Genomic DNA, 26,351 nt, shown 5'->3' on the forward strand with positions numbered 1-26,351 from the left:
GTTACTTTTTAGACTTTGTCACCACGAAGTCTTTCAAATAAAAAGGTTCAAAATAAGCGACATCTTCGGTGTCGCTTATTTTATATTTAGCCTCAGCCAAAAATGCCATTTCGCGAGCTGAAGGCAAAGCTTCAGTATTAAAATGCGCGTGTTTGTGTTTTAGAATAGGTTGTAGCTTTTCGGCGCCATTTCCTATGAATAAGCAGTTCCCGTCAGCTAATTGTTCTTTAAAAGAATCTTCTTCTATAATTTGCGCTTCAATACCGCGTTTCTCTTCAAATTCTGAATTAAAAATCGCGCTATAGACTTCCATTCTACGCGCATCAAGCACCGGGATGATCGTTTTGATATCAGTTATCTCTGCCTGCATAGCGAGAGCCTCAAGTGTGTTTGTAGCAATAAGCGGAATATCTAACGCAAAGCATAGTCCTTTTGCACTACTCACGCCAATGCGCAAACCCGTATATGATCCCGGACCTTTGCTCACTGCAACCGCATCTAGATCATTTTTGGACAGTTTTGCTTCTTTTAAAACTGAATCAATATAGTCGTGTAAGCGTTCTGCGTGACTATAATTAAGTCCCATATCTTCTTTGAGCGCCAGAACTTCCCCATCACGGGAAAGCGCTACGGAACAATTGGTAGTTGTAGTTTCTAAGCAAAGTATTAAGGCCATAATCTAGTCTTCTTCTGAAGGACCAAATTTAGCATCTTTTTGCACCTCTACCATATCACCGTCTTTAAGTATTTTAGTCACGGTATTGTAAGGACCTGTAATCACCTCATCTCCTACTTCTAGACCTTCTGAGACTACGATATTTGAATCGTCTTGAATTCCTGTTTTAATACGCTTTAAAGCAGCTTTATCACCGCTTTTAACAAACACAGCCTCATATTGCGTTTCTCCAAAACCTACTGATGCGGTGTCATTTTTTATAACAATTGCGCTAATAGGTACCGAAATCGCCTCATTTGCTCTGTTGGTGATAATATCAACAGTTGCAGTCATTCCCGGTCTGAATGGTGAATAGGCTTCAGGCTTACCTTCGGTTAGATCTTTATACGACTCTTCAAGAATGCGCACTTTCACTTTAAAGTTGGTCACCTGATCTGCCGTAAGATTACTTTCCGCAGAATTTGCTATTTCGGTTACTTCCCCTCTAAAACGTTTCTTAAGATAAGCGTCTACTTCAACACGTGTAGAATCGCCGATGTTGATCTTCACAATGTCATTCTCATTAACATCAACCTCAACTTCCATATTTCCAAGATCGGCCACACGCATCATTTCGGTACCGGCCATTTGTTGTGTTCCCACAACACGCTCACCTAACTCTACATCTAGCTTAGAAATGGTGCCGCTAATTGGCGCATAAATACTTGTTCTCGATAGATTATCGCGGGACTGATTTACATTTGCCGCTGCACTTTGTACATTGTAATAAGCAGATTTTACATTGGCTTGAGCGATCTCATAGTCAGAGATAGACTGATCCCACTCAGATCGTGAAATCACTCCTTTTTCAAAGAGTTTTTGATTACGCTCATAATTGGCCTTTGCCACTTTAAGAGCCGCTTCTGACTGCGCCTGATTTGCCTTTACATTTTGCAACGATGCTTGTGCCTGTGTGAGCGCAGACTGAATTAAATCTGGATTGATACGAACTAAAAGATCCCCTTTTTCAACTTGCTGGCCTTCAACAACAGGTAATTCTATGATCTCTCCTGAAACTTCAGAAGAAATCTTAACCTCTGTTTCCGGTTGAATTTTTCCGGTGGCGGCTACCGTTTCAACAACAGTTGCCAGAGCGATCTCTTGTGTCTCTACAGGTTTAAACTCACCTGTTTTACCAAACCAACCGGCTTTCTTTCCACCAATTAACGCAGCGATAAGTACTACTGCTGCAACAAGAATAATTATAAGGGTCTTTCTATTCATCTTTTTATTATTAAAAAGAAATTACTCGTTATGCTCTAGAATTTTAAATCTTCTACAGGAACTCCAAAGTATAACTCGAGTACTTTCAGCTTAAATATATAATCATATTTTGCGCGGTTTAAATCAATTTGCGCATTGTCGTAACGTTGTTTTGCCTGACTGAAATTAAAGGCATTGATTAAACCCACTTCATAGCGGTCTTGAGAATAAGAGAATGCCAGCTCTTGCGATTCTACAGCAGTTTGTGCAGCCTCATACGCTTTAAGCGCTCCTTGAGCATCTAAATACGCCTGATACACATTTGACTCTAGATCTAATTGTGCTTGCTCCAAATTTATTGCAGCACGGTCTGCCGCGATCTTACTGCGACGAATGTTATTTTTAGTCTGAAATCCATTAAGGATAGGAACATTTAAACGCAGGCCGTAAGAGATACCATCGTTAAGGTATAACTGCTCTTGAAATGTGTTTGTAATATCTTGCTCTGAATAACGCGTGCTGTACCCAAAAAATGCTGAAATTGTAGGCCAACTCGCTCCTTTTGCAATTTCAACATCTTTTTCTGCCAAGGCTAAATTGTTCTCTGCGATTTTCACCTCGTAGCGCTCCTCTTTAGCCGCATCAGTGATTTCTGCAGGCGATTTAAGCAACACCTCTTCTCCATAGATCTGGTAGTCACCATCTGCAATATCAAAATTCTTATAATCTCTTATGAGCAGAGTTTGTGCTAAGCTGATCAAAGAAATCTGAACCGCATTTTCTGCTGCTACAATATTTTGAACTTCGTTAGCATTTTGTGCCTGCACTTCGAGCAAATCTCCTCGTGGAGCCACACCACCTTCAACAAGATCTTTGGTTTGTTGAAGCTGTTGCTGCGTCACTTCATTCTGAGATTGTAACACATTTAAATTCTCTTTGTTTAAGATAACCTGAAGATATCCGTTAGCCACGTTAAGAGCGATATCGTCTTCTAATTTTTCATAGCCATATTGCGCCGAAAGTGCTGTAAGCTTTGCACGTTGCAATTGCTTAAAATTACGCAAGCCGTCAAAAAGATTATAGGAAGTATTGATCCCTCCACTAGCAGACAAGAACTGAGTAGTTGTCGCTAAGTTACTTGTAGGGTCAAAGTTAAGACCGGTGTTTTCTGATATCGATGCATTGGCATTAAGCGTAGGTAAAAAATTTCCTTCGGCGTCAGATTTATCTAAAGCCGCAGCTGCAACATCCAATTGCGCCTGGCGCACTTGAATATTTTCATCTAACGCGCGCTGGATACATTCTTGCAGCGTCCATTTTTTCTGAGCAAAACCAGAGGCTGCCGAAAAAACTAAAATAAAAAAGAGTATTGCGTTTCTCATGATTTAAATTCTGTATGATATGTAGTACTTAACAATAAAGTGTTACACAATAGGTTTTATTATTTCTTAAAAAGTTTGTGCAGGCTTTACTGCATTCCAGACTTTGATCTTTTCATTTTCTGAAATTCCGTCTAGGATTTCTACATAAATACCATCGCTTACACCAAGCTTTACGGCTCTTCTCTCAAACTCCTGGTCTCCCGTTTCTACCTCAACAAAAGGTTCTTGCGTTTTTGAATCATACTGAACCAAAGCTTCCTTAATAGCGAGTACGTCATCTGCACGCTCTAGAATAATCGATGCATTGGCACTTAAACCGGCACGAATGAAGGTAGAATCTTTTTTGGCCAAAGTTCCCTTAATCTCAAATTGAATTGCTCCATTTTCTGCAACGCCTTTTGGCGCGATATAATCTAAGGTTGCATCAAACTTTTTATTTTCAATAGCCCCAACCGTAATCTCTAACGGAAGGTCTTCTTTAATTTTACCTACTTCGCTCTCATCTACTTTTCCTTCAAAGATCATATCATTAACATTAGCCAAAGAAGCGATCGTCGTCCCGTCGTTAAAATTATTAGATTCAATAACCTGGTTACCTTCTTTTACAGGAACTTCCAGCACCATCCCGGTAATCGTTGCGCGTACTGAAGTTGTCGCATTATTCCCCAATCCAGTTGTGGTACCCGTTTTTACGATATCATAGTTTTGCTGCGCACTAGACAAACTCACTTGTTGTTGCTTAAAATTTTGCACCGCCTGATTATACTCACGCTGACTGTTATCAAAATCATTGGCACTCACAACACCTTTATCAAAAAGTGCTTTCTGTCTTTGATAAATACTTTCTTGATTTTCAAGCGTTAACTTTGCGGTCTCCAAGTTGGTTCTAGCCGTTTGAATGTTATTACGTGCACTCACGAGCGAAGAAGCATTAGGAACAACTTCGATCTGCGCAAGCAAATCCCCGGCTTCTACAAACGCGCCGGCTTCTACAAGAATCTCTTTGATAATTCCTGAAATATTAGGCTTGATAAGCACCTCTTCCCGCGGAACAATACTTCCTGTAGCAACCGTTTTTTTAACAATGGTTTGTTTAGAAGGGGTTTCGGTGGTGTACACCACAGGGTCCTCCTGATTTTTCTGATATAAATAATAGAGTGATCCTATAAAAACGATAGCGATAACCGCCAGGATAACAATAGTAACCGATTTTTTCATGAGTTAATGATTCGTTTTGTTGATGAAATTTTTATTCGGTGCGCAAGGCATCAATAGGTTTAACTTTAATAGCATTTTGAGCCGGAATAAAACCAGCAAGTAATCCGGAAAAAATAAGAATGAAAAGCGCTGTGATCACTGTTCCCAGATCAACGCTTGGATTGGCAAACATCTCAACCGGACCATTAGCGTCGAGTATCGCGTTAAGCACATAAATAAGCGCTGCGCCTAGAGAGATCCCTACCATCCCGGAAATTATAGTAAGAAAAACAGACTCCATAAGAATTTGACCCCGTATAGACCAAGGGCTCGCACCCAATGCTCTGCGTATGCCTATTTCTTTGGTGCGCTCTTTTACGACAATAAGCATGATATTGCTTATCCCGATAATCCCTGAAAGAAGCACTAGGATCCCTACAAAATAGGCGACTACTTTAAGCGCGATAAACAGTCCGTCTACTTTTTGATATTGCTCATAAAGGTCAAAATTACCAATAGCACGATCGTCTTCGGGATGAATCGTATGTCTTGTTTTTATAATGTCAAAAACTTCAGACTTGAGCGCGGTGATCGAGTAACCATCTTTAGCGGTGACTGCCATCCAGCCAACTCGATTTCCCATATTGAAAGCCTGGGAGAACGCAGTAAAAGGCACATAAATCTCCTTTTGATTTTCTTCGGAATCGCCTTCGCTGGCAACTTTGGCATACGTACCCACAACCATAAAATTGACTCCGTTAATTTTGATGTACGTACCAATGGCCTCTTCGCCATTTTCATATAAAGCGTTACGCACGCCTTCGCCTATAATCGCCACTTTACGCTTCTCCTGAATATCTCCATAATTCATAAAGCGACCAGAAGTAATATTCATAGGTTGCTGCTCGATAAATTCAGGATAGTCGCCATAAACATTAAAGGCTCCTGAGTTGAGGCCACGCACAACATTATTCGCTCCGCCAAAACCACCCAATTGATTGCGGGGTGACACAAAGCGCAGTTCTGGTATATTTTGCTTTATTGCCGCCACGTCATCAAGATCATAATTAAATCTTCGACCTTTAGGTAAACCTTTATAAGGTTTCGATATGCCTTGCGTCCACATAAACATCGTGTTGGTTGCAATGCCTCCAAAATCTTTCTTTACACCATTCTCAAGCCCTTTTCCGGCAGCAAGAAGCACCACAAGGATAAAGATTCCCCAAAGCACTCCAAATGCCGTAAGCGCAGTCCTAAACCAGTTTCGGCTTAGCGCTTCTATAATTTCATCCCAGCGATCTTTACTAAACATAATAGTGTTATTCTTCGCGAAGTGCGGTTATGGGTTTAATACGTGCTGCGCGCCAGGCAGGAACAAATCCCGCTAAGGCCCCGGCAAGTACCAAAATAAAAACAGTAGTTATGGCCACATTAAAATTCACCGATGGATTTTTGATATAATCCATTTGCATATTGGGGCCCAGCACTTCAAGTAGCGCCATACTTAAAATCAATCCTGTAAAGCCAGCAATGGCAGTTACAAAAATAGATTCGTGTAGGATCATCCCTATGATCGATAATGGCTGCGCACCTAAGGCTTTGCGTATTCCTATTTCTTTTGTGCGTTCTTTCACAATGATGAGCATAATATTACTCACGCCGACCACCCCGGCGATAATGGTACAAATACCCACGACCCAGAAAAAGGTTTTGATCATACCTATCAGGTCATAAAATCGCTTAGCATTCTCTAGCGTGTTATTTACATTGATCGCGCTCGTATCTTCTGGCGCTACCAAATGACGTTCTTTTAAAAACTCTTCAATTTCTGCTGAAAACTGAAGCGACTGTGCTAAAGCATCTTGAAAATTCTCCTGCGGTTTTAAGGTAAATCCTAGGTTACGCACCTTATCTGATCCACCAAACACTCGTTGTGATGTTGAAAGCGGCACAAATACACGCGTCTCTTCGCGCTCTCCTCCCGGATCAGAATACACCCCCACGACTTTAAAGTTGATTCCGTTGATTTGAACATATTCTCCTACAGCTTCTTTACTTCCAAAAAGATCTTGCTTCACCTTATTACCTATGATCATGATCTTTGACTTTAACTTTTGATCATCATAATTGATGTAACGGCCAGCAACAAGATCTTCGTTTTCTAGAAATTGATAGTCCGGGTATACACCTTCAACGCGGTAGCTTCCACTCTCATCGCCGTAATTTAAAGTACCACTCCACACACGATAAATTGAAGATTTAAATTCGATATCATCTTCATATTTAGAAACCAGATAATTGTAATCATCGTTGGTCATTTCAATAAATCGCCCCGGATTCAGTCCTTTGTAGCCCATAGAGGTCACCCCGCTATACACTGAAATACGATTGGCAGCATCTCTTTGAAATTCTGCACTTATTCCGTTCTGCATTCCTTGTCCAAAACCCAAAAGAATAACCAGAATAAATATTCCTGAAGCTACAGATAGGCCCGTTAAAAAAGTACGGAGTTTATTTTTAGAGATAGTCTCTAATATTTCTTGCCAGCGTTCTAAACTAAACATGACTCGCTGCTCTAACTTGATTTACCGGTGCATCGTCTATGATCAACCCATCTTTGAGATTCACAATACGTTTAGTCATATGTGCGATATCGTCTTCGTGTGTTACGATAAGGATCGTTTTCCCTTCGTCATTAATTCCTTGAATCAAATCCATAACCTCATAACTCGTCTTTGTGTCTAATGCACCGGTTGGCTCATCAGCCAAAAGCACTTTTGGATCACTGGCCAAGGCTCTGGCGATAGCTACACGTTGCTTTTGCCCTCCGGAAAGTTCATTAGGCATATGATGTGCCCAGTTTGCAAGGCCCACTTTTTCTAAGTAAGCCATGGCTTTATCTGTGCGTTCTTTACGCTTCATCCCTTGATAATAAAGTGGCATCCCCACATTATCCAGCGCGCTTTTATAATTGATAAGATTGAAGGACTGAAAGATAAATCCCAAAAATTTATTGCGGTATTGGGCTGCAATTTTCTCATTGAGATTTTTTATTGGCACGCCATCTAATGTATAGGAGCCCTGATCTGCTTCATCCAGCATACCCAAAATATTGAGCAGTGTTGACTTTCCCGAACCAGACGAACCCATTATAGATACAAGTTCTCCTTCTTGAACTGAAAAATTAATACCCTTGAGAACATGAAGTGAATTTGTTCCCATAGTATAAGATTTGTGCAAATCTTTGATGGTGATCATAAACAGATGATGGTTTAAAGTACTGATGAAAGTTTAAAATTTTAACGTTCATCTGTTTAATAGACCCGATAAAGCAAAAAATGTTACACTAAAGCTGAAGAAAATCCCACAACTTAATCTTGAGAGGTTCTTTTAGCTTTCTTGCGACTTTTGTAAATAAACCAGATCAATCCACCCATTAATAAGTAGGGAATGGCAGCCAAATAAATAATCCCATTATTCACGCCTTCTGCCATGCTATTATCTGTTTCACTTTCTAAAACAGCTCTACACATTGCACATTGCGCACTTGCAGAAAGGGATATAAAAAGGAACACTAACGATAACAAAAAACGTTTCATAATTTAGAATTTAGGCCGGATAGTATGGGAAAATCATGAAATAAACGATTACACCAGTCACAGCGACATATAACCAAATTGGAAAGGTAATACGCGCAATTTTTCGGTGCATCGCATATTTACCCAGCATAGCTCTTACGTAGGTCACCAACACAAACGGAATCACTCCAATGGAAAGCAAAATATGAGAGATCAGAATAAAATAGTAGATATATTTAAAAACACCCACAGCTGCACTTTCAGCATCTGAAACCACCCCGTCTAAATTAGCATCACCAAACTTGGTTGAATCTGAAGTCGCGTGATACAAAACATACAATACCAAGAAAATCACTGAAAGTACAATACATACTTTTATGAGTTTCTCATGCAGTTTTCGGTTTCCCTTTTTCACTTGAATAACAGCGGTAAAAAGCAGCACCGCGGTGATCGCATTGATGGCAGCATAGGTTGGAGGTAAGAATCCTAATCGAGGAACATCTGGAATGCGTATCGTAAATAAAAACGCAACCGCAACCGGAATAGCGATCGACAACGCGATAATCCAACGATTATAAACCTTTTCTTTTTGAGCTAGATTCTCCATTTATTTCTTATTCTTATTAAGCAACTTGTTTATGTCTTCCATCAAAATATCTATTTGTGAGGTTTCTTCTCCTTCAACTTCCGGCGCTCCTTGCGGAATAAACCCACGATAATAGATCAAAGGATTTCCAAAATCATCTTTTCGCGAGCGAATGAATCCATTTTGATCTACCAAAGCAAATAATCCTGAATGCTGAAAATTTCCTTCAATATTAGGGTTCTCCTGAGCCAAAAGATTGAAACCCACATTAGCCAACTCATAGATTTCTTCTCGTGCTCCGGTCATTAAATGCCAGTCAGGATCAGTAATACCGTAACTCTGGGTATATTCTTTTAAAACTTCTGGAGTGTCATGCTCCGGATCTATACTAAAGCTCGCGATACCAAAATTTGGATTGTCTTTAAATGTGTTTTGTATATGTACGAGATTTTTGTTCATCGGGATGCAAATAGTAGGACATCGAGTGAAAAAAAACTCTACAAGAAAGACTTTTCCTTTGTAGGTATCTTCGGTTATAGTATCTCTGTTTTGATCTATAAACTCAAAATGTGGCACTTTTCGATCAGCGCCATTGACATTGATATAAGACAACTCGCCATCATCTTCTTGAGTATCGAGCTGCACAACATTAAGTCGGTCATTGTCGAGCACCTTGCCACCCATCACGCGATCTATAATTTTTGGGATCACAATGATTCCAAAAATGAGGACTATCACGGCAACACCAATATATGTTTTCTTTCTATTCATTGCATTTACTTTTTGCGATCTGCATTATTCTTTTTTAAAGCCAAGCGATATTCAGCCAAAACAATTTTAACGTCATCTTTCATTTTATCGGCCAATTCAGCAATATCAGAGCTATCATATCCGTAAAGTACACCGTAATCTTCATCATCATCTCTCCCGCGCAGCTTTCGGTCTTTATCAATGATAAAAATATAGGGGGAGCCTCCATCCTCTTGAAGGGAATAAGGCGTGTTTAAAGAATTAAAAACCGTGTTGATATTGGTCTGAGCGGTTTGTATAAAATACCAGTTAGATAAGTCTACTAGTTGGCTTAACTCATAGGTTACTTTTTCTAAAGCATCCTGATCGATACTTTCTGGCACTAAATACACAAATTGAAAATCATCAAAACCAGAAAATGACTTAAATATTTTTTGGTTCAGATTGAAAAGATCACCGCCGTCTCGCTCGATGGTATTGCCTAAAAAACCGAGTACCGTGATTTTATTTTCTAACCTCACATCTTGCTGAAGCTTTAACTCTGGAATCTCTTCCTCAATAACTGGTAATTTGGCAAAATTGTGCACACCAGAAGCAAAGAAAAGGTAGGCTACAATGGGTAGAATAAACAAAACACCTAGAACAATAAACTTCTTCATCTCAACCTTATTAAGCTATTTTAAACAGCGATTGCAAAGGTACATCACAGGGAGCTTTCCATAAAACAAGGCATAAAAAAAGACGGCGATTGCCGTCTCTTTTTTTTATGTTTTGATCTTCTTAAAAATCCCAGCTGATGTAACCATCTCGATAAACATCAAAGATGTAATCACCTTCTGTAAGAAGTATAAAAATCAAATAGCATACTAAGAAAATTCCGGTCCAAACAATTGAACGACGAAGTCCTTTAGTCTCGTGCTCCATGTGCATGAACGCCCAAGTAATATAATATGCTTTGTATAATGTAAGAATGATAAAGATCCAGTTAAGTAAGTGCATTCTTAAAAGATGCGTCTCAACAAGGAATTCTGGTCGTATAATACCTAGTATTACTTCTACAATTGTCACAACCGATAGGATTGCAAAAACTGTCCAAATTCTTTTTGTGGCTGAACCGTGATTTGATGCGTCGTGTGCCATTATAATGTTTTTAAAATCTCGTATTAATTAAACTAGGTAGAAGAATGTAAATACAAATACCCAAACTAAATCTACAAAGTGCCAGTAAAGACCAACTTTCTCAACCATCTCGTAGCTTCCTCTACGCTCATAAGTTCCCAGGATCACATTGATAAAGATAATAATGTTAATTATTACCCCAGAAAATACGTGGAAACCATGGAAACCTGTAATAAAGAAAAAGAAATCAGCAAAAAGTGGAGGTCCATATTCGTTATGCACCAAGTTTGCTCCTTGAACAACGCCCATAGCATCATTCTCTAATTTTGCTAAAGATGCCTCACGAGACAAAATAGTCTTTTCTCCAGCTTCGTTTAACATTTGCGTACGCACCAAAAGATCTGGATTTGCTTTAAAGCCTTCAACAACTTCTGCAAGTTCAAAATCTGGCATTGAACTTTCAGACTCATACCACAAAGCTTCACTCTTGGTTAGCTGTGTTCTATCGCTTGGTAATTCTACCGCAAAACTTTCTAAAGCTACCTGCTCACCTTCAGCATTTACTACTTGAAGAATTTTACCTCCTTTAGTTTCTATAGCACCATACTCACCAGAAATGAAATTTGCCCATTCCCAAGCCTGAGAACCTACAAAGACAAATCCTCCTAAGATGGTAAAGAACATATACCATATTACTTTATTCTTCTTCATCTGGTGTCCTGCATCTACCGCAAGTACCATGGTTACCGAAGAAAAAATCAGAATAAACGTCATCAATGCCACATAGTACATTGGTGCATCTACCCCGTGCAAAAACGGAAAGTGTGTAAACACTTCATCGGCAATGGGCCACTGGTTAATAAATTTAAATCGAGAAAATCCATAAGCAGCAAGAAATCCAGAAAAGGTAAGGGCATCAGAAAGGATGAAAAACCACATCATCATCTTTCCATAGCTCGCTTTTAATGGCTGAGAGTCTCCGCCTCCCCAAATTTTGCCTTCGGTGCCTGTTTTAACAGCAGTAGCGTCCATATTTTAATATCGGTTTATAAGCGTTGCAAAAATAGTTATTTTAAAAATGCTTTTCAAAGCAATAATCGGTATTTATAACCATTCAAAAAAAAGAATTTTAAAGAATCGTTAGTATTATAGGCTGTCTTTGTTAATGAATCAAATCATCTGCAAATAGAAAAAACAAAAACAGATACACCCAAAGGATGTCTACAAAATGCCAAAACGTTGCTCCTAAAGACAAACCAAGCATTTGATCTTTAGTGTATTTACCTCTTAATTGCTGGACGATCACCACCAGAAGCACGATTAAACCGGCAGCTACGTGTACAATATGACTTATCACAAAAGCATAAATAAACGACGTGGTTACGGTACTTTCACTCCCTGTAAAAAAGTATCCGTTAGCGATAATTTGATCAAAACCTACAAATTGGAACACCACAAAAGCAACTCCTAGTGCCAGGGTGACAAGCAACGACAGGGTAGCCAAACTCTTTTTCCCAGATTTCACGGCTTGTTTAGACACAAGCATAGACAAACTGCTCAAAACAATGACAAAGGTGCTGATGTAAAAAGCCTGAGGCAATTCAAAATCGCGTAACCAGTCGCGACGCTCACTACTCACAATGTAAGCACTGGTCAAACCGGCAAACATCATCGAGAGACTAATGATCCCAAACCAAAGCATCATTTTTTTTGAACGTGCTATTTTGACTTGTTCAGATTGTGAAGTATAATCCATCTTATCTCAAAAATTTATCTGCTACGTAAATGATCTGAATCAAGGTAATATAACTTACGCTAGAAAGCATCAAACGCTTTGCAGTAACATTATTTTTATATTTAAAAAGCCGAATTGCATAATAAAGTAAAAGCAGTCCTAATATTCCCACCAAAACTGCAGAAATAGGCGTTAGATATAATCTTCCGGTGACTCCAAAAACAGGAATCAAAGAAACCAAAACGGTCCAAATGGTGTACAAAATCACCTGTACTGCGGTCCCACGATCACGTTTTCCGGTAGGTAACATAAAGAAACCACCTTTTTTATAATCGTCATAAAGAAACCAACCAATGGCCCAAAAGTGTGGGAATTGCCAAAAGAACTGAAGCATAAATAGCGTTCCTGCTTCAATACCAAAATCTCCTGTTGCTGCCACCCACCCCATCATAAACGGAATAGCACCCGGAAAAGCTCCTACAAAAACTGAAAGCGGTGTTTTGGTCTTTAAGGGTGTATAAACACACACGTAAAGAAAGATAGAAATACCACCAAAAACTGCAGTAATGGGGTTGATGTAGTAAAGTGTAATGAGTCCTAAAACGGTAAACACACAAGCTATTATAAAAGCTGTGCGCACGCTCATTCTACCCGAAGGAACCGGACGATTTTTGGTTCGATCCATCAAGGCATCAAGATCTTTCTCGATGATTTGATTATACGCGTTAGAAGCGCCAACCATAAGATAACCACCTACAGCCAATAAAAGAATCGTTAACCAGTCAAATGTATAAGCGCCTAGAAGATATCCTGCCATACTCGAAAAAACCACACTGATAGCAAGACGCATCTTTGTGATTTCTTTGAAATCGATCCAGAGTGATGATGGCGATTTATGGGTTTCTACGAGGCTCAAAAGTGTGTTATTCAAGGGCTTTAAAAAGTCGTGCAAAGATACTGCACGAAGTACTTCTACACAACCAAATCACAACTTAATATAAGTGCTTTAAATCCTCAAATCTTCAGCCGTAAAAGCATTGATTTACTCCAGACCTACTGCATCATAAACCTGAACGCGCTCCCATAAATGTTCAGATTCTTCAATAAATTTTAGATGCACGGGCTCTTGTTGATACTTATTCTGAATTCCTTTAGAAGGAAAAGTCAAAATAATAGAATACGTCCAACTGTTGTCTACAACATCACGCGGCGTATTGGCCGGCTGGCCGATAAATTGCGTTTGCGCATATTCACTGGTACTTAAAAACTTTTTTAACGAAGCTTCAAAAGCCTTACGATCTTCTTGCCTATCGGGATTCTTTAACCAAAAGTAAACGACATGTGCAAAATTTGGATCAAATTCTTTCATAGTTGAAGTTTCATTTTTACAAGATACAGCCGTTACACAAAAAAGCACAACCAGCCCTAGCAGTGTTGTTTTCATCTTTAAAATTTTAATAATCGTAATACCAATTAAAGATATCGGTTCTAATACCAAAATTCAGCCAAACCGTGCTTTCTTCAAAGTTCACCAGATCAAATTGGTCTATAGCATGATTGCGATATAAGACATTGGTATATAATTTAAAGTTTGTAGAAGGATTAACAATGTAACCTAATTCAACATTCCCGATTAAGGTGTTTGCCGTATTTCCCTGACCGATCTCAATACCAAATTCACTTGGGATATTTTCATCATTCCCATAAATACTTCCACCATAATAAACATCATCTATATTTCCCAGTTCAAAACCACGCTTGCCATAAATTGCTTTTGCCATACCATACCAGCGGTCATTTTGATATCTGGCGATCGCAATAAACTCTCTAAAGTTAGCACCCCACAAATGCGCCATAGACTGATTGTTGTGACCATAATTCAACACAATCTCATTATTACTATATACATAAGGACGCACTTGATTATACTCCAGCTGAAGTTGCAAATTCTCAATATTGAAAGCATCGTAATACTTGACACCTAACTGCACTCCTTGTTTATTCTGAAAACTTTTGTTTGAACTAAAAACCGCTCCGGTTGAAAATTCATCGATGATCACTTGAGCATAAGCATTAAAACGGTCGCTAAACTTATATTTTGCACTCAAGCCGATAAGCGCATTTCCGCCACGAGAACCGGTTGAAAATTCGATTGCCCGATAAAAAATTATAGGATTTAAATAATTTAAGTCAAAGCCTCGGTCATTATCATTGGTCCAGATCACATTTTCAAAAAACCCCAAATTCAATCGTTTGGTAGCATTAAAACTCAAATAATGATTTGCCATGAATTTAGTTCTAAAAGAACCATTCTCGGTGACATCCGATCGAACATCTCTTAAAGACATCCACGTATTGGTGTATTTAAACTTCCAAAACTTCGTACTCATTTTAAAAAATGGATACGGACTCGCATTATCACTCAACAACAACGAGCGATAGCCATCACCTATAAAGTTTTTCCCGTGACCAAATTGAAAATTGAAATACTTGCTAGGCGAGTAAGACAAATAAGCTTCAGCTACCGGATAATCAAAATTCCCATCAGCAGCCTCTGCCGCAATACCTCTTCCCGGTACAATAGCAGGATTTCCGCCATCTGGCGCGATCGAGCGTGCTAATCGATTGTAATACCCGGCAAAACTTCCCTGGCTTTCATAAAAAACGGTGTAAAAATTAAGTTTACTTCCTAAACCTCCTTGAAAAATTACCGCCCGCGTATTGTTGTAGGTAAAACTTTGATCTTCATTATCTGCAGTTTCAAAACCCAACTGCAAATCTGCAGCAGGATCCAGCGTAAACCAATAGTCATCACCTTGCAAAGTCACCATATGTTCATTCCAAAGCTTACGCCCGAACCAAGATGATTTATCCTTATAAAGCGTTTCACGCTTTTGCTTAAAATCATAATAATTATTTACCTCTGTATAAAGGAAGGGCTTACTACTCGTGTGCGCATTTGTTCCTACCGCATTCATCTCCTGATCAAATCTGCTATAGGTTTGATGTGAAAAAGGCACATACAATTGAGAGTCGTACTCTCTGTTTTTAAATGGAAAAGTCTTGATCGCATCATATTCCGACTCTAGATCTTCAACCGGAGTTGCTCCGTAAGACACATTATCCTCTTCATTACTAGATTCAGACTGAAACCCTTCGGGCACCGGTATAGGCATACTGAATTGCATATACGTAGGCCTACCATTATATGTCGCAGGTTTGATCTTAGGCAACTTCTCAAAAACGCGCATAAGCGCTTCTCGCAAAGCTTCAGAAACTGCCGTGACATTAATTATTTTAAATTCACCTTCTCGGGTCACCTCAAACAAAACCACCATATCACCGGAATAACTGGAATCAATGATATCCTGCGGAATGACAAAATCGGCTTTAATTTTTGATATTAAAGTTTGATTAAAGCACTCTTTTAAAGCAGCGTCGCTCACCTGCTCGCAAGAATCAAAAACAGGATATTTTTCAAAATTACCATTGATTAATTGTGCTCTTACCGAAGCTATAACCAAAAAGAAAAGAATAATGCTTATCGTCTTTTTTATAGACATGAATTTAGAAGATTTAGGTTGCGGAAAGATAGCACTTTTTAAAAACAAGCCCAGCACTCGTAATTCAACAAAAAAAGCCCGCCTTTTCAGGCGAGCTTCTCGATACGTATTCTTATATCATGTTAATTTTGAACTTTAAACCGAATGGGTTGAGAATAAATAACACGCACATTTCTGTTACGCTGTTTACCGGGCTCCATCACGGGAAGTTTATTCATAACGCGTTTAGCTTCTTTTTCTAAAGCCGGATGCGGCGCGCGCGTTTTAAGGTTTATAATTTCACCATATTCATCAATAGTAAATTGCACGTCTACCCTATTTACTCCTGATAAACCATATTCTTCCCCTAAGGTCGTATCAAAATTTCGACCGATAAACGCATTGAGTTTTTCCTGCATGCAGGCTTTGCGCTCTGCATTGGTTTTTAAACCTTCACATCCGGGATAAATAGGAACAGTCTCTACCGCAATAAAAGGTACAGACTCCGGTTCTTCATCGGGAATATCTTTTAAATCTTCTAAACCAGGTACTGCCTCTGTTACCGGTTCAGGCTCCTCAAAAATTAAATCATCAATGGGCTCAGGCACATTTTCATCAATCACCGGCGAAACATCAAAAGATTCGATAGGTTTTGGCGGTTTAGGCTTTACCTCCTCACGTCTGATGGGTTCATTCCACTCATCCATCGTGAGGACCGCAACATCTGGAAGAACTTCTGGTTCATAAACCGTAGCAGGTGATTTGATTTCGATGACTACAATAGCCAGAATAAGAGCTACAATAAGCCCTATTTGAAAATAAACGACGTTGTTTTTACTTAAATTTACGTCGTGCTTGCTTGTTGTGCGCGCATCGCTTTGCCGAGCGACTGCAGCGCGTTCTTGTGAATTTTTCATAAGAAAAGTTTTAATGATTACTATTCTTTAAAACTTTAACAATAAGCTTGCCACAAAAAAATCCCGTCGCACATTTGTGGACGGGATTTTAAATTTTATATGTATTCAAGAATTAATCCTGAACCTGGAACACAATAGGAAGTGAGTATAATACCCCTACTGCCTTTCCTCGCTGCATACCAGGAGTCATTTGAGGCAATAGTTTAATTACACGTGCAGCTTCTTGCTCTAAACGCGGGTGTGGCCCACGAGAACCTATATCTACAATGTTACCTTTTTGATCAATTTTAAAACGTACATAGATACGATTAATACCAGATAAACCAAGTTCACTACCTAATTCAGTATTAAACTTACGGTTTACAAACTGACTAATCTTTTCAGACATACATTTTTTCTTAGCATCGTTTCCTTTCTCGCCTTCGCAACCAGGATAAACCGGTACGTTTTCGATAACAGCAAACGGTACATCTTCGATCACTTCTTCTTCTGCAAAAGTAACCTCTTCAACCTCAACGATCTCTTCTTCCTGACTGGTTTCAGTAGACTCGATTACGGTTTCTTCGATTTCTTTATCGTCCTCAACAACCTCGATAATTTCCGGTGCTGGTGGTGGCGGTGGAGGAGGTGGCGGTGGTGGTGGCGTGTTTAACTCAGTAATCGGCACATCTTCTTCAATCATATCGTCCATCTGTAATTGTCCGATATCAATGGCCTTTTTCTCATACGTCTTCCACTCGATAGCCATGTAACTCAGCCCGAGTATCAGAATAAGACCTAACTGAAAGAAGAGTACACTTCTTTTACTTAGATCTGCTTTAGGATTTTTCTTAGGTTCCATGTGAATCTTTAGTTATTAAGGATTGCTAATTTAATTAAAAATAGTATCAACTCGAAATTAAAGTTTTGATTTTAGCGCATTAAGTTGAGGTTTTGCTAGAAAAACTATCAGTATTCCTATTAAAATCCCAACTGAATTTGCCAAAACATCTTTAAAATCTGCTGACCTAGAGGTTGTTAACTCACCTTGTAAAATCTCAATAATTATACCATAAATCAATGCAAGGCTACAAGATTTTATTAATGCTCTTGAAAAATTGTCCTTTTTCTGCTTTAAAACATAAAAAAACAGAAACCACAAACTTACAAAAACAGCATACGCCAAAAGATGAACGATCTTATCGCTATCTTCTGGCGCATCGCTAATATGCGGCATAGGCATTAAACAAATGCTTGCAATGAATGCCGTATAAAGGTAGACTGCTATTTTAAGCAGATTAACCACCTATGATTTCTTGATAAGCTGCTACATCAAGCAACGTATCGAGCTCACTCTCGTCGCTAAATTTTATTTTGATCATCCAACCTTTACCGTAAGGATCTTCATTTACAGCTTCAGGCTCAGATTCTAAGTCTGCGTTAAACTCAATGATCTCACCGGTAAGCGGCAAAAACAAGTCTGAAACCGTTTTAACGGCTTCTACCGTTCCAAAAACCTCTTCTTTATCTAAGGTTTCTCCTTCGGTTTCTACTTCTACATAAACGATATCTCCTAATTCTCCCTGAGCAAAATCAGTAATGCCCACAGTAGCGATATCTCCTTCTATACGCACCCACTCGTGGTCTTTTGTATATTTTAAATCAGCTGGTAAACTCATAGTTAGTGTTAATTAATTTCCGAAATTATATCTTAATGTTATTCCTGAACGTATGGTGGTTTGCGGATATGCTGTTGAAATCGCATAGGTCGCAAACGCGTGATCGTAATAAAATATCGCCGTCAGGTTTTTACTCAACGCATAATCTGCTTTAAAAGTCAACCCATAAATATCTTGTCCGGCAGTGATTTGACTGTTTTCTAAATCCAAATAACGTACGATCGTCTCATTCTGTCGCAACGACAAATCTGCTCTAAAGTTTAAATCACTTTTTAAAACGGTTTGCCTTCCTCCTATTCTGGTAGCAAATCTAATATCTTTTAGTCGATATCCCAGCCCTATTATATATTCGTTTCCGTGAATTTCTGTGAGCAGGTTGTTGTCAAAACTCAATGAAAGGGTGCGATCTTTTCTTAATTCTGCTAAAATTTTAACCGAATTATTCATCTCAAAATCCAAACGAATTAAAGGTGAAAACAATTCCGTCAGGTTGATATTGGAGTACAACATCGAATTCATAAAGTCTCCTGCCTGATTGGTCTGTGCATCACTGGGATCATTATTCAAATCTGTATCATAATTCAAATTGGTTCGGAATTGATTTATCGTATAGCCTGCTTGATAGCCGTGATTGATAGAAAAACGCTTAAAGCGCTTTTTAAACCAATCGATTTTCATCAAACCGGTATATTTTAAATTCCAGTTAGGAAGCGGAAAACTTCTAAAAGCTCCCAGCGATACATCTGAAGCATTGCCCGGCGTATACGCTGCTAGAAATGCCGGCAATAATACACGCTGACTCGTGCGGCCAAAGCCTACAGGATATCCGTTCTGATCTCGAGGATATTGATCATTACCATAAAAATCTGCTGCAAGACGTTCTGCAATCACAAGACGATTAGACCGGAATCTATTGAAGTTTGCTGATGATTCTAACGAACTCGAGTTAAAAGCGGTCCCGATCATCAAAGTCGAAATACTGTAATTACCTAGCGTATTCCCCGTAAGACTGTTGTACTCGAGCGTCGTTGGGTCTACTCGATAATTCTCATTATAAGTTTCTTGATAGATACGATTCATGTTAATATCGATCGTAAGATCTTCAAGAAAACTGGTTTGTGCCTGTATGTCTAGATTTCGATTTTCTACTTCGCTGTATTGCTCATTATATTCTTGATACAAAGTAAGCCAACCTTGACGCGCAGCATAATCTCTAACTTCTGCCTGACTACCAAAAACAAAACCAGTCGTTGGACGTACGGTTCCTAAAAAGCCTACTCCCGGTAAATACCCGGGAAGATACGTCCCGTTGTTTTGCTCATAATTAACTTGTATTCGCTTAATTCCGGTAGCAAGACCTATTAAGGTATTGGTTGCTTTGTCTCCCGCACTCAATTTATTTTCTTCTTGTGGCTGTCTGGGCTGCGTTGGTGTTCCCAAAGTAGGTACGGCTCTACTTCGGTCTGATCTAGAAGAAGGTCCGGCGGTTTTCTTTGACAATCCTAGAGCATCATAAAGCGTCTTCATGTCTAAAGTCGTTTGCAATGCATGATTATTTGCATTTTGAACCGAATTCCCCAAATCAGGAATTCCTTCTAAAGTTTGCAATTGATAAGAACCCCGTGTCCACTGAAAGTCTGCACTATATGAATAAGTCGATTTGATAAAATCCAGGTACGGAAGTTTATTTATCGGCAATTCATAATTGAGCTGCATGGTTTGATTATGCCGATCTGGTGTACCTACATCAAAAAACTGAGAATAAACACCTCCAGCATTTTCATCTAGCGAGTTATCAGGATTTAAATAATTACGTACCACTCGGTTTTGGTATTGATCCAAATTGATACGCAGAGATTTGGTTACCGGATAATTAATTGTAAAAGTTCTATCAAACTGATAATTACGCTGTAAATATTCTGGGATAGGAATAGAATTTTCAGTGGCAAGAACATCTCTAAAACGCTGTCTACTGAATTGTCTTGTAATATTAGAAGAAATATTAACGCTAGCCGGCAAATAATTAAAGTTGAAATCTTTCAGCAACTTCCAATACTTACTGGTAAAAAGTGAATCATTCTTCTTAAAAGGTTCTACCGGTTTTGGCTGAAAGGCCATCGTATACGTCGCTCCGGCGCGCACATTTTGATCAACAGATTCTTCAATCTCAAAGTCCTTGTGTTCTTCTTGATTATGACTATAGGCAAAAGTAAAATTTTCAACATCCCACGGCATTGGCTTTTTATCTCCTGTACGCTCTTTACGCACTCCAATAAAATTGATACTCTCTCGCTTGGTGCGCTCAATAGCGATCTCCTTGATTCGCTCACGTTCTGCTTCAGAAGATGCCGCTGCAAGTCTATCATCTAGTTCGAGATCGGTATATAGCGGGTCATATTGCGGCGTTATGGTTTGCACGCCTTTAGCATAATTGAAAGGCACTTTTACCCCCCATTTTTGCGGCAACAGCTGCCCCAAATTAACGTTAGTAACCACATCGTACGACTTCACATCTTCACGCGCACGTTGATTGGGTCCCGCATCAATACTACCAAAACCGGTAGTAGACTGTCTTGCCGTTCCTGAAAAGGTTGCGAAATCAGCGAGATTGGCATCCATATTTACAATACCTGCCCAACCGCCTTCATTTTGCAGTCCAGATAAACGCAACTCATTAAACCAAGCTTCGGCACACACCGTACCGCGACCTTCGTCATTTCCATTTTTAAGACCAAGCATCAACACACGTACGTCTCCAAAACTAGGATTCCCTTGAATACCTACCCTAACTTTTCCGGTTTCATAAGGCGTACTCGCAGGGTCTACAATAGGATTACCTTCTTCATCAAAATAAGTGATTTGATCTGCAAGCGTGTTATAATCTCCATTGAAGAAGGTTGCCTTAACGGTTTGTAAAACCTCAAGCGGCAATTTTAATCGATTCACTTCCGGCCAAATCAAATCTGGGCTACTGGTACCAAAAGCCGTTGGGCTCAGTGGTAATTCAATCTGATAGAAATTTGAGGTCAAATCGGTACCCATCCTGATGATCGCGACCACTTCATTCTCTACTACCTGAATTTCATTAATAAGCGACTCCAGATGCACAAACATTTCCAGATTCTCGTACTGTCGCATATCTAACCTGAAGTTCTTGTAAACAGCACGGCTATCCTGAGTCTCCAGATCACAAACCGTTAAAGATAAGGACTGTTCATTCTGGCGGATGTTGTTATTGTTATTGATAAGTTCTTCCCGATAAACTCCGGGAGGCAACACATAAGGTATTGGGTTACGGTTGTTGTTTTCTTCAATATTTACTGAAGTCACCTCAAAGCGTGTATTTTCGGTTGAAGGGTCTGACTCATCAGGATCTAAAGTGTATAAGTAACGACGGTAATCACCACGCACCAGATCAAAAGCTCCAAAGCGCAATACTGTAGGATCTTGCCATCCACTCATAAACATGCGCATAAAGCGAATAGACCTAAAATCGTTTATTCCACCTTTGCTTCCGGTAGGTTCACTGATCGGGATTTTAAATTGATACCAAGTTACCGGCATCGTATTTCCGTTTTGAAGAGTCACTTCTATATCGCGTTGATCAACGATAAACTCGTTTGAGATATCCAGGCTTTGAGGTGTAATATCAAGTTGATACTCATAATAACTATCAACGGTATTCATTGTAAAATCTCTGTTGAAATCTTCAACATCAGGAACCGTTGTAGACCCGCGGTCTGTTTGCGATACATCAACGGGCGAGTTCCCCTCAAGACCGTTATAATTTTTATATCGATTTAAAACCGAACCGGTCGCTGAAACAAAATATTGATAATTATCTCCTGAAGGATCTTCCAGACCTGCAAACTCCGGATAATTTTCTGCTTCCTGCGCATCACTTAAACCATCATAACCTACATCTTGATTGGTACGCTGCTCTCCTTCGGTATCAAAAGCATAGATCAAAGCTTGATTGTTGGGCACTTTTCCCCAGGCAGTCTCTACCGTATTGCTTGCCGAACCGTCTTGCGGCAAACCATTTTCATATTGTTTTCTTCCGTCTTTGAGTACGTCTTCAGAAATGTTACCCAAGTTTAGTGTAAGTCGGCCTCCGGGATTGGTTGCATTTTCAGCATAAATAAATGGATCCATTACCCAGAACTCAATGAACTCTACATTTTGCTGTTCAAAATCTGTAGAAGCAAATTGGCGCATGATTCCTCCAAAATTCTCTGTGGGATTTTCCAAAACACCATCCTGAGCATCCTGACTAAAATTATAAGGACCACGCTCTCCCGGATAGTAGGCCAGATCTAAGGTAAACAACGCCTGCGTGGTACCGGCAATAATATCTTGCTCCGGAAAAATCTCATCCCTAAAAACCCTACGCGTAGCATAGGTTGAAACATCGGCGTCTGTTATTCCATCAGGACGTTGACTTGTGTAAAAAATAGGATCTATCGTATACCAAGCCAACTTTGCCCTTTTGTAGCCTGTTCTTAAATCGCCATTCATCAATTCTCCTCCAAAATCAATAGGCGCCGAAGACAAAAACCATTGCAAGGGCGAACTGATATCAAGCGAAGTTTGAGTTCCTTCAAAGTCATCAATGTAAGAGGCTGCTTCCCCGCCAAAATCGGTAGCTTTAGGTTGTCCCGGAATTAAATAAGCAACTTCACCACGCAAAGAAACCGTAGAAGGTACATCGGTATCAATGTTTGGAAGCTTGTTGACCAGACGCGTTAAAAAGGGAACTTCTGTTGAAAAATTAGCATTAAGACCAAAAATAGTATTGTTGATAGGTTCAAAGCTATAGGTGGCTTTTTGCGTAAGCGGTCGCTCATTGAGATTGAGCAAAGTTCCCCCCACCACAAAATTCTCGTTGAATTGATGCTCCACATTTAAACCTGTAAAGCGTTTAGTTTGTTGACCAAAAAGCGCATTATTTTCGGTAGAAACCTGAATAGGAACTCCTGAACCTTTGAGCGCCTGATCTAGAATAATCACACGACCTCGTCGATAATCTACAGAATAGTCCAAACCTTCTTGCAACACACGACCGCCTGCAGTAACCGTCACAGACCCTTGTGGAATATTGAAACCGCCTATTGGGATTCCTTCTTCTTGCGTAGATTTAAAAGTACCCTGTAATTGAAATACATTTTTATCGGCATTATCCCGCGCGACAGTTTTGGTTGAATTATACAGTGAGCTGTATACATATTTTGCCTGGTTGGCATTATAGGTATCAGCCTCTCCATACTGCTCTCCGTTGCTCGCCCGAAGCTTGTTAAATAAATATTCTCCAAAAGGCTCAACCGAAGTAAAAATGATACTTCCGTTACGCACGTTTACCGTAATCCCTTCTTGAAAGTCAAAAAATCCATCACCTCCCACCTGTGGATCACCATATTGTGTGAGTCGGTCTAAATTGAACACATTCAATAATGGAGTGTTTGCCACATCATCTGGTAATGCCGGCCCGCCGGCTGCTGCTGTGATGTAGTTAATAGGTGAAGGCGAGTTGTAAACGATATTCATTCTAAAACCATCAGGCTCTAATTGTCCAACGCCTAAACCGTAGATATTTTTCATCATCAAATCCCAAACCGGTTCCTGAACATCTGTGATATTACTTTTAAGCAATTTTACCACCAGAGCTTGCGAAGTTCCACCTTGTCCCGGAGTAATAAAGCTATCTAGAATACCATCATTATTTACATCTCTCCCGTTGGTTTGATCGGGATCAGCAGCATCGGCGATCTGATCTCCATCGGTATCCTGACCATTATCATTTACACCATCTCCATCAGGATCTACGTCAACAATATCTGGCACACCATCACCATCGGTATCGGCATAAGCTCCGCTAGTGGCATCTACTCCATCATTTGCAAACTCCCCTACCTGATACACTTCGCCGTTGACCGTATATTGAAATGCCACACCCAATACTTCATCATTGTTCAAGCGCTGATTTAATGAGATATATCCCAATTGTGTATTCAAGGTATATTCTGAAGCGGTAAGTTTACGTGCATTTTCAAGCGAAACATAATCTGAACCGTCAGCAACTTGCACGCCACCAAACCCTTCTTGAACGGTTGCCGCATCACGTATCGCCGAAGTAAGCACAGAAGGTGCGGTACCGTTGATTCCGAAAGGGTTAAAATCATTACTGGAGTTTCTCGGGTATGCTCCTGCCGGCAGATTTATAAATCCGCCGGGAAGGTTAGGCAACCCTATTTTTGAAGGATCTGATTCCCCAACATCTTGAATTGCGACAATATTTCTAGTATTCTCAAACCGCTGTGTACGGTTGGTCACCCAAACTTCAATACGCGTTATTTGAACATTTGAATTGATAAAAGGATAATTTGCCAGCGCCCGGTCATAATTATCTCTAAAGTACTGTGCCAAAAAGTAATGGCGATTCTCATCGTATTCTAAGGCAAAAATGTCAAAATCCTGAATGGTCCCGTCACCTTGCGCAACCACTTGGTTGGTTTGTGATTGTTGTTCAGAAAACACACCGGTGATCGTCGTCTTTCCAAACTGAAGTTGGGTTTTTACCCCAAATAAACTTTGTGAACCTTGAATGAGCGCACTATTGAGCGGCATACTCACATTACCCACCTCTATTTTCTGAATGATATCATCTTCGTTAGGCGTGTACTCTAACTTTATTTGATTCTGAAAATTAAAGGTAGACTCGGTATCATAAACAGCATTCACCTGCAGTCGTGTCCCCACTTTACCTAGCAAACTTAAACTGATACGCTGATCAAAATCAAAACTGAAATTGCTTCGGTTACGTGGAGAGAAACTCGGGTTATCTTGTTTGGTAAACAATCCTCCAATATCCATTTCTACCGAACCTTGCGGTGTGAATTCAATAGTATTTCCGCCAAAAATAGATTCAAAAAAATCAGAGTCTACATAAAAGTTAGGCAATAGACTGTTTTGATTTTCTTTACCTTCTTCGGTGCGCCCGTCTACAGCGGCAATTTTCTCTTGAAAATAAGCCCGCATGCGCTCTTTTTTCACCAATTCTTTGAATTCGTCTGGCGTGAGAATTCTCGGGTAATTGATGTTATATGCTCCTAAAGTTTCAGAGTAGATATACTTATCGGTAAGTGGATCATAAGTATATTTTGAAATGATAGAATTGGGATTCTTTAAGCTTAATTTCCCTAGGCTTACACCGGCTTCAGTAGAGTCTTGTTCCTCTTCTTCTTGGGCAAACACGGGTATAGAACACAACAGCGTTCCTGATATCAATAGCATTTGTAAGGAAAACCAGCGTAGTTTTGTACCCAATGTCTATTACAATTTTTTTAGTGCCAATTTAATGATCGTCTCGACCGAAGCTTGCGGTTCGTCACGCACAATAGTTGTACATACTTTTTCTGCCTGCTTCCGCGCAAAGCCCAAAGTCTCTAATGCAGATAACGCTTCTTCCTTATTGGTATTGTCTGCAATTGGCGAAACTTCATTAATATCATAAACTTTAAGAATTTTATCTTTTAAGTCTAAAATTACGCGCTGTGCAGTTTTGGCTCCAATGCCTTTTACTCCTTGAATGGTTTTAACATCACCGGTAGCAATGGCCTGCTTAACCTGACTAGGTTCAAGAGAAGAAAGCATCGTACGCGCAATACTTGTCCCAACCCCACTTACAGATATTAGAAGTTTAAAAATCTCTCGTTCTGACTTATGAGCAAAACCGTAAAGCGTATGCGCATCTTCTTTAATATGCAAATAGGTATACAACATAATGCTTTCGCCTTCGGGCAAAAGTGAAAATGTATGTAATGAAATATTCACAAAGTAACCCACACCATGACATTCAATGACGACATCTGTGTGATTTTTCTCAATTAACTTCCCTCTTAAAAACGTAATCATGTACTAATAAAACGTTAAGGCCTCAAATGTACTAAAATTAATCAGCACACCTAAGGCC

23 protein-coding genes are annotated in these 26,351 nt (G+C 39.6%); all 23 read right to left on the reverse strand.

The features are described from left to right. Position 1: 1 nt before the first annotated feature. Entirely contained in the window at positions 2 to 676 is a 675-nt protein-coding gene (tsaB, locus tag WA338_RS03685) for a tRNA (adenosine(37)-N6)-threonylcarbamoyltransferase complex dimerization subunit type 1 TsaB (RefSeq protein WP_009781594.1), read from the reverse strand. Positions 677 to 679: 3 nt separating this feature from the next. Continuing rightward, on the reverse strand, positions 680 to 1,939 hold the full coding sequence (locus WA338_RS03690) for an efflux RND transporter periplasmic adaptor subunit (protein WP_009781595.1): 1,260 nt from the start codon (positions 1,937 to 1,939) through the stop codon (positions 680 to 682). A 35-nt stretch (positions 1,940 to 1,974) separates the two neighbouring features. Beyond that, on the reverse strand, positions 1,975 to 3,300 hold the full coding sequence (locus WA338_RS03695) for a TolC family protein (RefSeq protein WP_272986346.1): 1,326 nt from the start codon (positions 3,298 to 3,300) through the stop codon (positions 1,975 to 1,977). Between the two features lie 66 nt (positions 3,301 to 3,366). Continuing rightward, entirely contained in the window at positions 3,367 to 4,518 is a 1,152-nt protein-coding gene (locus tag WA338_RS03700; RefSeq protein ID WP_009781597.1) for an efflux RND transporter periplasmic adaptor subunit, read from the reverse strand. A gap of 31 nt (positions 4,519 to 4,549) precedes the next feature. Beyond that, entirely contained in the window at positions 4,550 to 5,809 is a 1,260-nt protein-coding gene (locus WA338_RS03705; protein WP_272986348.1) for an ABC transporter permease, read from the reverse strand. Positions 5,810 to 5,816: 7 nt separating this feature from the next. Continuing rightward, positions 5,817 to 7,061: an ABC transporter permease gene (locus WA338_RS03710; protein WP_009781599.1), complete on the reverse strand. Its 1,245-nt coding sequence runs from the start codon at positions 7,059 to 7,061 to the stop codon at positions 5,817 to 5,819. Further along, positions 7,054 to 7,755 carry an ABC transporter ATP-binding protein gene (locus tag WA338_RS03715; RefSeq protein ID WP_009781600.1) on the reverse strand — a complete coding sequence of 234 codons (702 nt, stop codon included), beginning with the start codon at positions 7,753 to 7,755 and terminating at the stop codon, positions 7,054 to 7,056. Before WA338_RS03715 ends, WA338_RS03710 begins: the two co-directional genes overlap by 8 nt. 113 nt (positions 7,756 to 7,868) lie before the next feature. Beyond that, positions 7,869 to 8,096 (reverse strand): hypothetical protein, encoded by a 228-nt coding sequence (locus WA338_RS03720; protein WP_040532972.1) that lies wholly within the window; start codon positions 8,094 to 8,096, stop codon positions 7,869 to 7,871. 10 nt (positions 8,097 to 8,106) lie between these two features. After that, positions 8,107 to 8,682 (reverse strand): DUF420 domain-containing protein, encoded by a 576-nt coding sequence (locus tag WA338_RS03725; RefSeq protein ID WP_009781602.1) that lies wholly within the window; start codon positions 8,680 to 8,682, stop codon positions 8,107 to 8,109. After that, positions 8,683 to 9,432 carry an SCO family protein gene (locus tag WA338_RS03730; RefSeq protein WP_009781603.1) on the reverse strand — a complete coding sequence of 250 codons (750 nt, stop codon included), beginning with the start codon at positions 9,430 to 9,432 and terminating at the stop codon, positions 8,683 to 8,685. 5 nt (positions 9,433 to 9,437) lie between these two features. Further along, positions 9,438 to 10,070, reverse strand: coding sequence for a hypothetical protein (locus WA338_RS03735; protein WP_272986352.1), 633 nt, complete (start codon positions 10,068 to 10,070; stop codon positions 9,438 to 9,440). 121 nt (positions 10,071 to 10,191) lie between these two features. After that, positions 10,192 to 10,551: a cytochrome C oxidase subunit IV family protein gene (locus WA338_RS03740; RefSeq protein WP_009781605.1), complete on the reverse strand. Its 360-nt coding sequence runs from the start codon at positions 10,549 to 10,551 to the stop codon at positions 10,192 to 10,194. A 27-nt stretch (positions 10,552 to 10,578) separates the two neighbouring features. Further along, positions 10,579 to 11,562: a cytochrome c oxidase subunit 3 gene (locus WA338_RS03745; RefSeq protein ID WP_272986354.1), complete on the reverse strand. Its 984-nt coding sequence runs from the start codon at positions 11,560 to 11,562 to the stop codon at positions 10,579 to 10,581. 130 nt (positions 11,563 to 11,692) lie between these two features. Then, positions 11,693 to 12,286 (reverse strand): cytochrome c oxidase subunit 3, encoded by a 594-nt coding sequence (locus tag WA338_RS03750; protein ID WP_272986356.1) that lies wholly within the window; start codon positions 12,284 to 12,286, stop codon positions 11,693 to 11,695. 1 nt (position 12,287) lies between these two features. Next, a complete protein-coding gene (cyoE, locus tag WA338_RS03755) occupies positions 12,288 to 13,181 on the reverse strand; it encodes a heme o synthase (RefSeq protein WP_336092127.1) in 894 nt (297 codons plus the stop codon). Positions 13,182 to 13,307: 126 nt separating this feature from the next. Further along, on the reverse strand, positions 13,308 to 13,709 hold the full coding sequence (locus WA338_RS03760) for a Dabb family protein (RefSeq protein WP_272986358.1): 402 nt from the start codon (positions 13,707 to 13,709) through the stop codon (positions 13,308 to 13,310). Between the two features lie 10 nt (positions 13,710 to 13,719). Continuing rightward, on the reverse strand, positions 13,720 to 15,828 hold the full coding sequence (locus WA338_RS03765; RefSeq protein WP_272986360.1) for a gliding motility protein RemB: 2,109 nt from the start codon (positions 15,826 to 15,828) through the stop codon (positions 13,720 to 13,722). Positions 15,829 to 15,950: 122 nt separating this feature from the next. Further along, positions 15,951 to 16,724, reverse strand: a complete 774-nt coding sequence (locus WA338_RS03770) for an energy transducer TonB (protein ID WP_272986362.1) — start codon at positions 16,722 to 16,724, stop codon at positions 15,951 to 15,953. Between the two features lie 112 nt (positions 16,725 to 16,836). After that, entirely contained in the window at positions 16,837 to 17,565 is a 729-nt protein-coding gene (locus WA338_RS03775) for an energy transducer TonB (protein WP_009781612.1), read from the reverse strand. Between the two features lie 57 nt (positions 17,566 to 17,622). Continuing rightward, the gene (locus WA338_RS03780; RefSeq protein WP_272986365.1) at positions 17,623 to 17,940 is read right to left on the reverse strand and encodes a VanZ family protein; all 318 of its coding nucleotides are present in this window, start codon (positions 17,938 to 17,940) and stop codon (positions 17,623 to 17,625) included. A 61-nt stretch (positions 17,941 to 18,001) separates the two neighbouring features. Continuing rightward, positions 18,002 to 18,382 carry a glycine cleavage system protein GcvH gene (gcvH, locus tag WA338_RS03785; protein WP_009781614.1) on the reverse strand — a complete coding sequence of 127 codons (381 nt, stop codon included), beginning with the start codon at positions 18,380 to 18,382 and terminating at the stop codon, positions 18,002 to 18,004. A 12-nt stretch (positions 18,383 to 18,394) separates the two neighbouring features. Then, positions 18,395 to 25,672 carry a T9SS outer membrane translocon Sov/SprA gene (gene sov, locus WA338_RS03790; RefSeq protein WP_272986403.1) on the reverse strand — a complete coding sequence of 2,426 codons (7,278 nt, stop codon included), beginning with the start codon at positions 25,670 to 25,672 and terminating at the stop codon, positions 18,395 to 18,397. A 39-nt stretch (positions 25,673 to 25,711) separates the two neighbouring features. Further along, entirely contained in the window at positions 25,712 to 26,293 is a 582-nt protein-coding gene (gene ruvA, locus WA338_RS03795) for a Holliday junction branch migration protein RuvA (RefSeq protein ID WP_009781616.1), read from the reverse strand. Positions 26,294 to 26,351: the final 58 nt, after the last annotated feature.

The organism is Leeuwenhoekiella sp. CH_XMU1409-2 (assembly GCF_037029365.1).
Lineage (GTDB): Bacteria > Bacteroidota > Bacteroidia > Flavobacteriales > Flavobacteriaceae > Leeuwenhoekiella > Leeuwenhoekiella blandensis.

Bases quoted from the DNA above. Each gene is read 5' to 3' on its own strand.
- WA338_RS03705 (WP_272986348.1), bottom strand. From the start codon at position 5,809: ATGTTTAGTAAAGATCGCTGGGATGAAATTATAGAAGCGCTAAGCCGA.
- WA338_RS03775 (WP_009781612.1), bottom strand. From the start codon at position 17,565: ATGGAACCTAAGAAAAATCCTAAAGCAGATCTAAGTAAAAGAAGTGTA.
- WA338_RS03745 (WP_272986354.1), bottom strand. From the start codon at position 11,562: ATGGACGCTACTGCTGTTAAAACAGGCACCGAAGGCAAAATTTGGGGA.
- WA338_RS03725 (WP_009781602.1), bottom strand. From the start codon at position 8,682: ATGGAGAATCTAGCTCAAAAAGAAAAGGTTTATAATCGTTGGATTATC.
- WA338_RS03740 (WP_009781605.1), bottom strand. From the start codon at position 10,551: ATGGCACACGACGCATCAAATCACGGTTCAGCCACAAAAAGAATTTGG.
- sov (WP_272986403.1), bottom strand. From the start codon at position 25,672: ATGCTATTGATATCAGGAACGCTGTTGTGTTCTATACCCGTGTTTGCC.
- WA338_RS03750 (WP_272986356.1), bottom strand. From the start codon at position 12,286: ATGGATTATACTTCACAATCTGAACAAGTCAAAATAGCACGTTCAAAA.
- WA338_RS03710 (WP_009781599.1), bottom strand. From the start codon at position 7,061: ATGTTTAGTTTAGAACGCTGGCAAGAAATATTAGAGACTATCTCTAAA.
- WA338_RS03765 (WP_272986360.1), bottom strand. From the start codon at position 15,828: ATGTCTATAAAAAAGACGATAAGCATTATTCTTTTCTTTTTGGTTATA.
- WA338_RS03690 (WP_009781595.1), bottom strand. From the start codon at position 1,939: ATGAATAGAAAGACCCTTATAATTATTCTTGTTGCAGCAGTAGTACTT.
- WA338_RS03700 (WP_009781597.1), bottom strand. From the start codon at position 4,518: ATGAAAAAATCGGTTACTATTGTTATCCTGGCGGTTATCGCTATCGTT.
- WA338_RS03715 (WP_009781600.1), bottom strand. From the start codon at position 7,755: ATGATCACCATCAAAGATTTGCACAAATCTTATACTATGGGAACAAAT.
- WA338_RS03760 (WP_272986358.1), bottom strand. From the start codon at position 13,709: ATGAAAACAACACTGCTAGGGCTGGTTGTGCTTTTTTGTGTAACGGCT.
- gcvH (WP_009781614.1), bottom strand. From the start codon at position 18,382: ATGAGTTTACCAGCTGATTTAAAATATACAAAAGACCACGAGTGGGTG.
- ruvA (WP_009781616.1), bottom strand. From the start codon at position 26,293: ATGATTACGTTTTTAAGAGGGAAGTTAATTGAGAAAAATCACACAGAT.
- WA338_RS03735 (WP_272986352.1), bottom strand. From the start codon at position 10,070: ATGAAGAAGTTTATTGTTCTAGGTGTTTTGTTTATTCTACCCATTGTA.
- WA338_RS03720 (WP_040532972.1), bottom strand. From the start codon at position 8,096: ATGAAACGTTTTTTGTTATCGTTAGTGTTCCTTTTTATATCCCTTTCT.
- tsaB (WP_009781594.1), bottom strand. From the start codon at position 676: ATGGCCTTAATACTTTGCTTAGAAACTACAACTACCAATTGTTCCGTA.
- WA338_RS03780 (WP_272986365.1), bottom strand. From the start codon at position 17,940: ATGCCGCATATTAGCGATGCGCCAGAAGATAGCGATAAGATCGTTCAT.
- WA338_RS03730 (WP_009781603.1), bottom strand. From the start codon at position 9,432: ATGAATAGAAAGAAAACATATATTGGTGTTGCCGTGATAGTCCTCATT.
- WA338_RS03695 (WP_272986346.1), bottom strand. From the start codon at position 3,300: ATGAGAAACGCAATACTCTTTTTTATTTTAGTTTTTTCGGCAGCCTCT.
- WA338_RS03770 (WP_272986362.1), bottom strand. From the start codon at position 16,724: ATGAAAAATTCACAAGAACGCGCTGCAGTCGCTCGGCAAAGCGATGCG.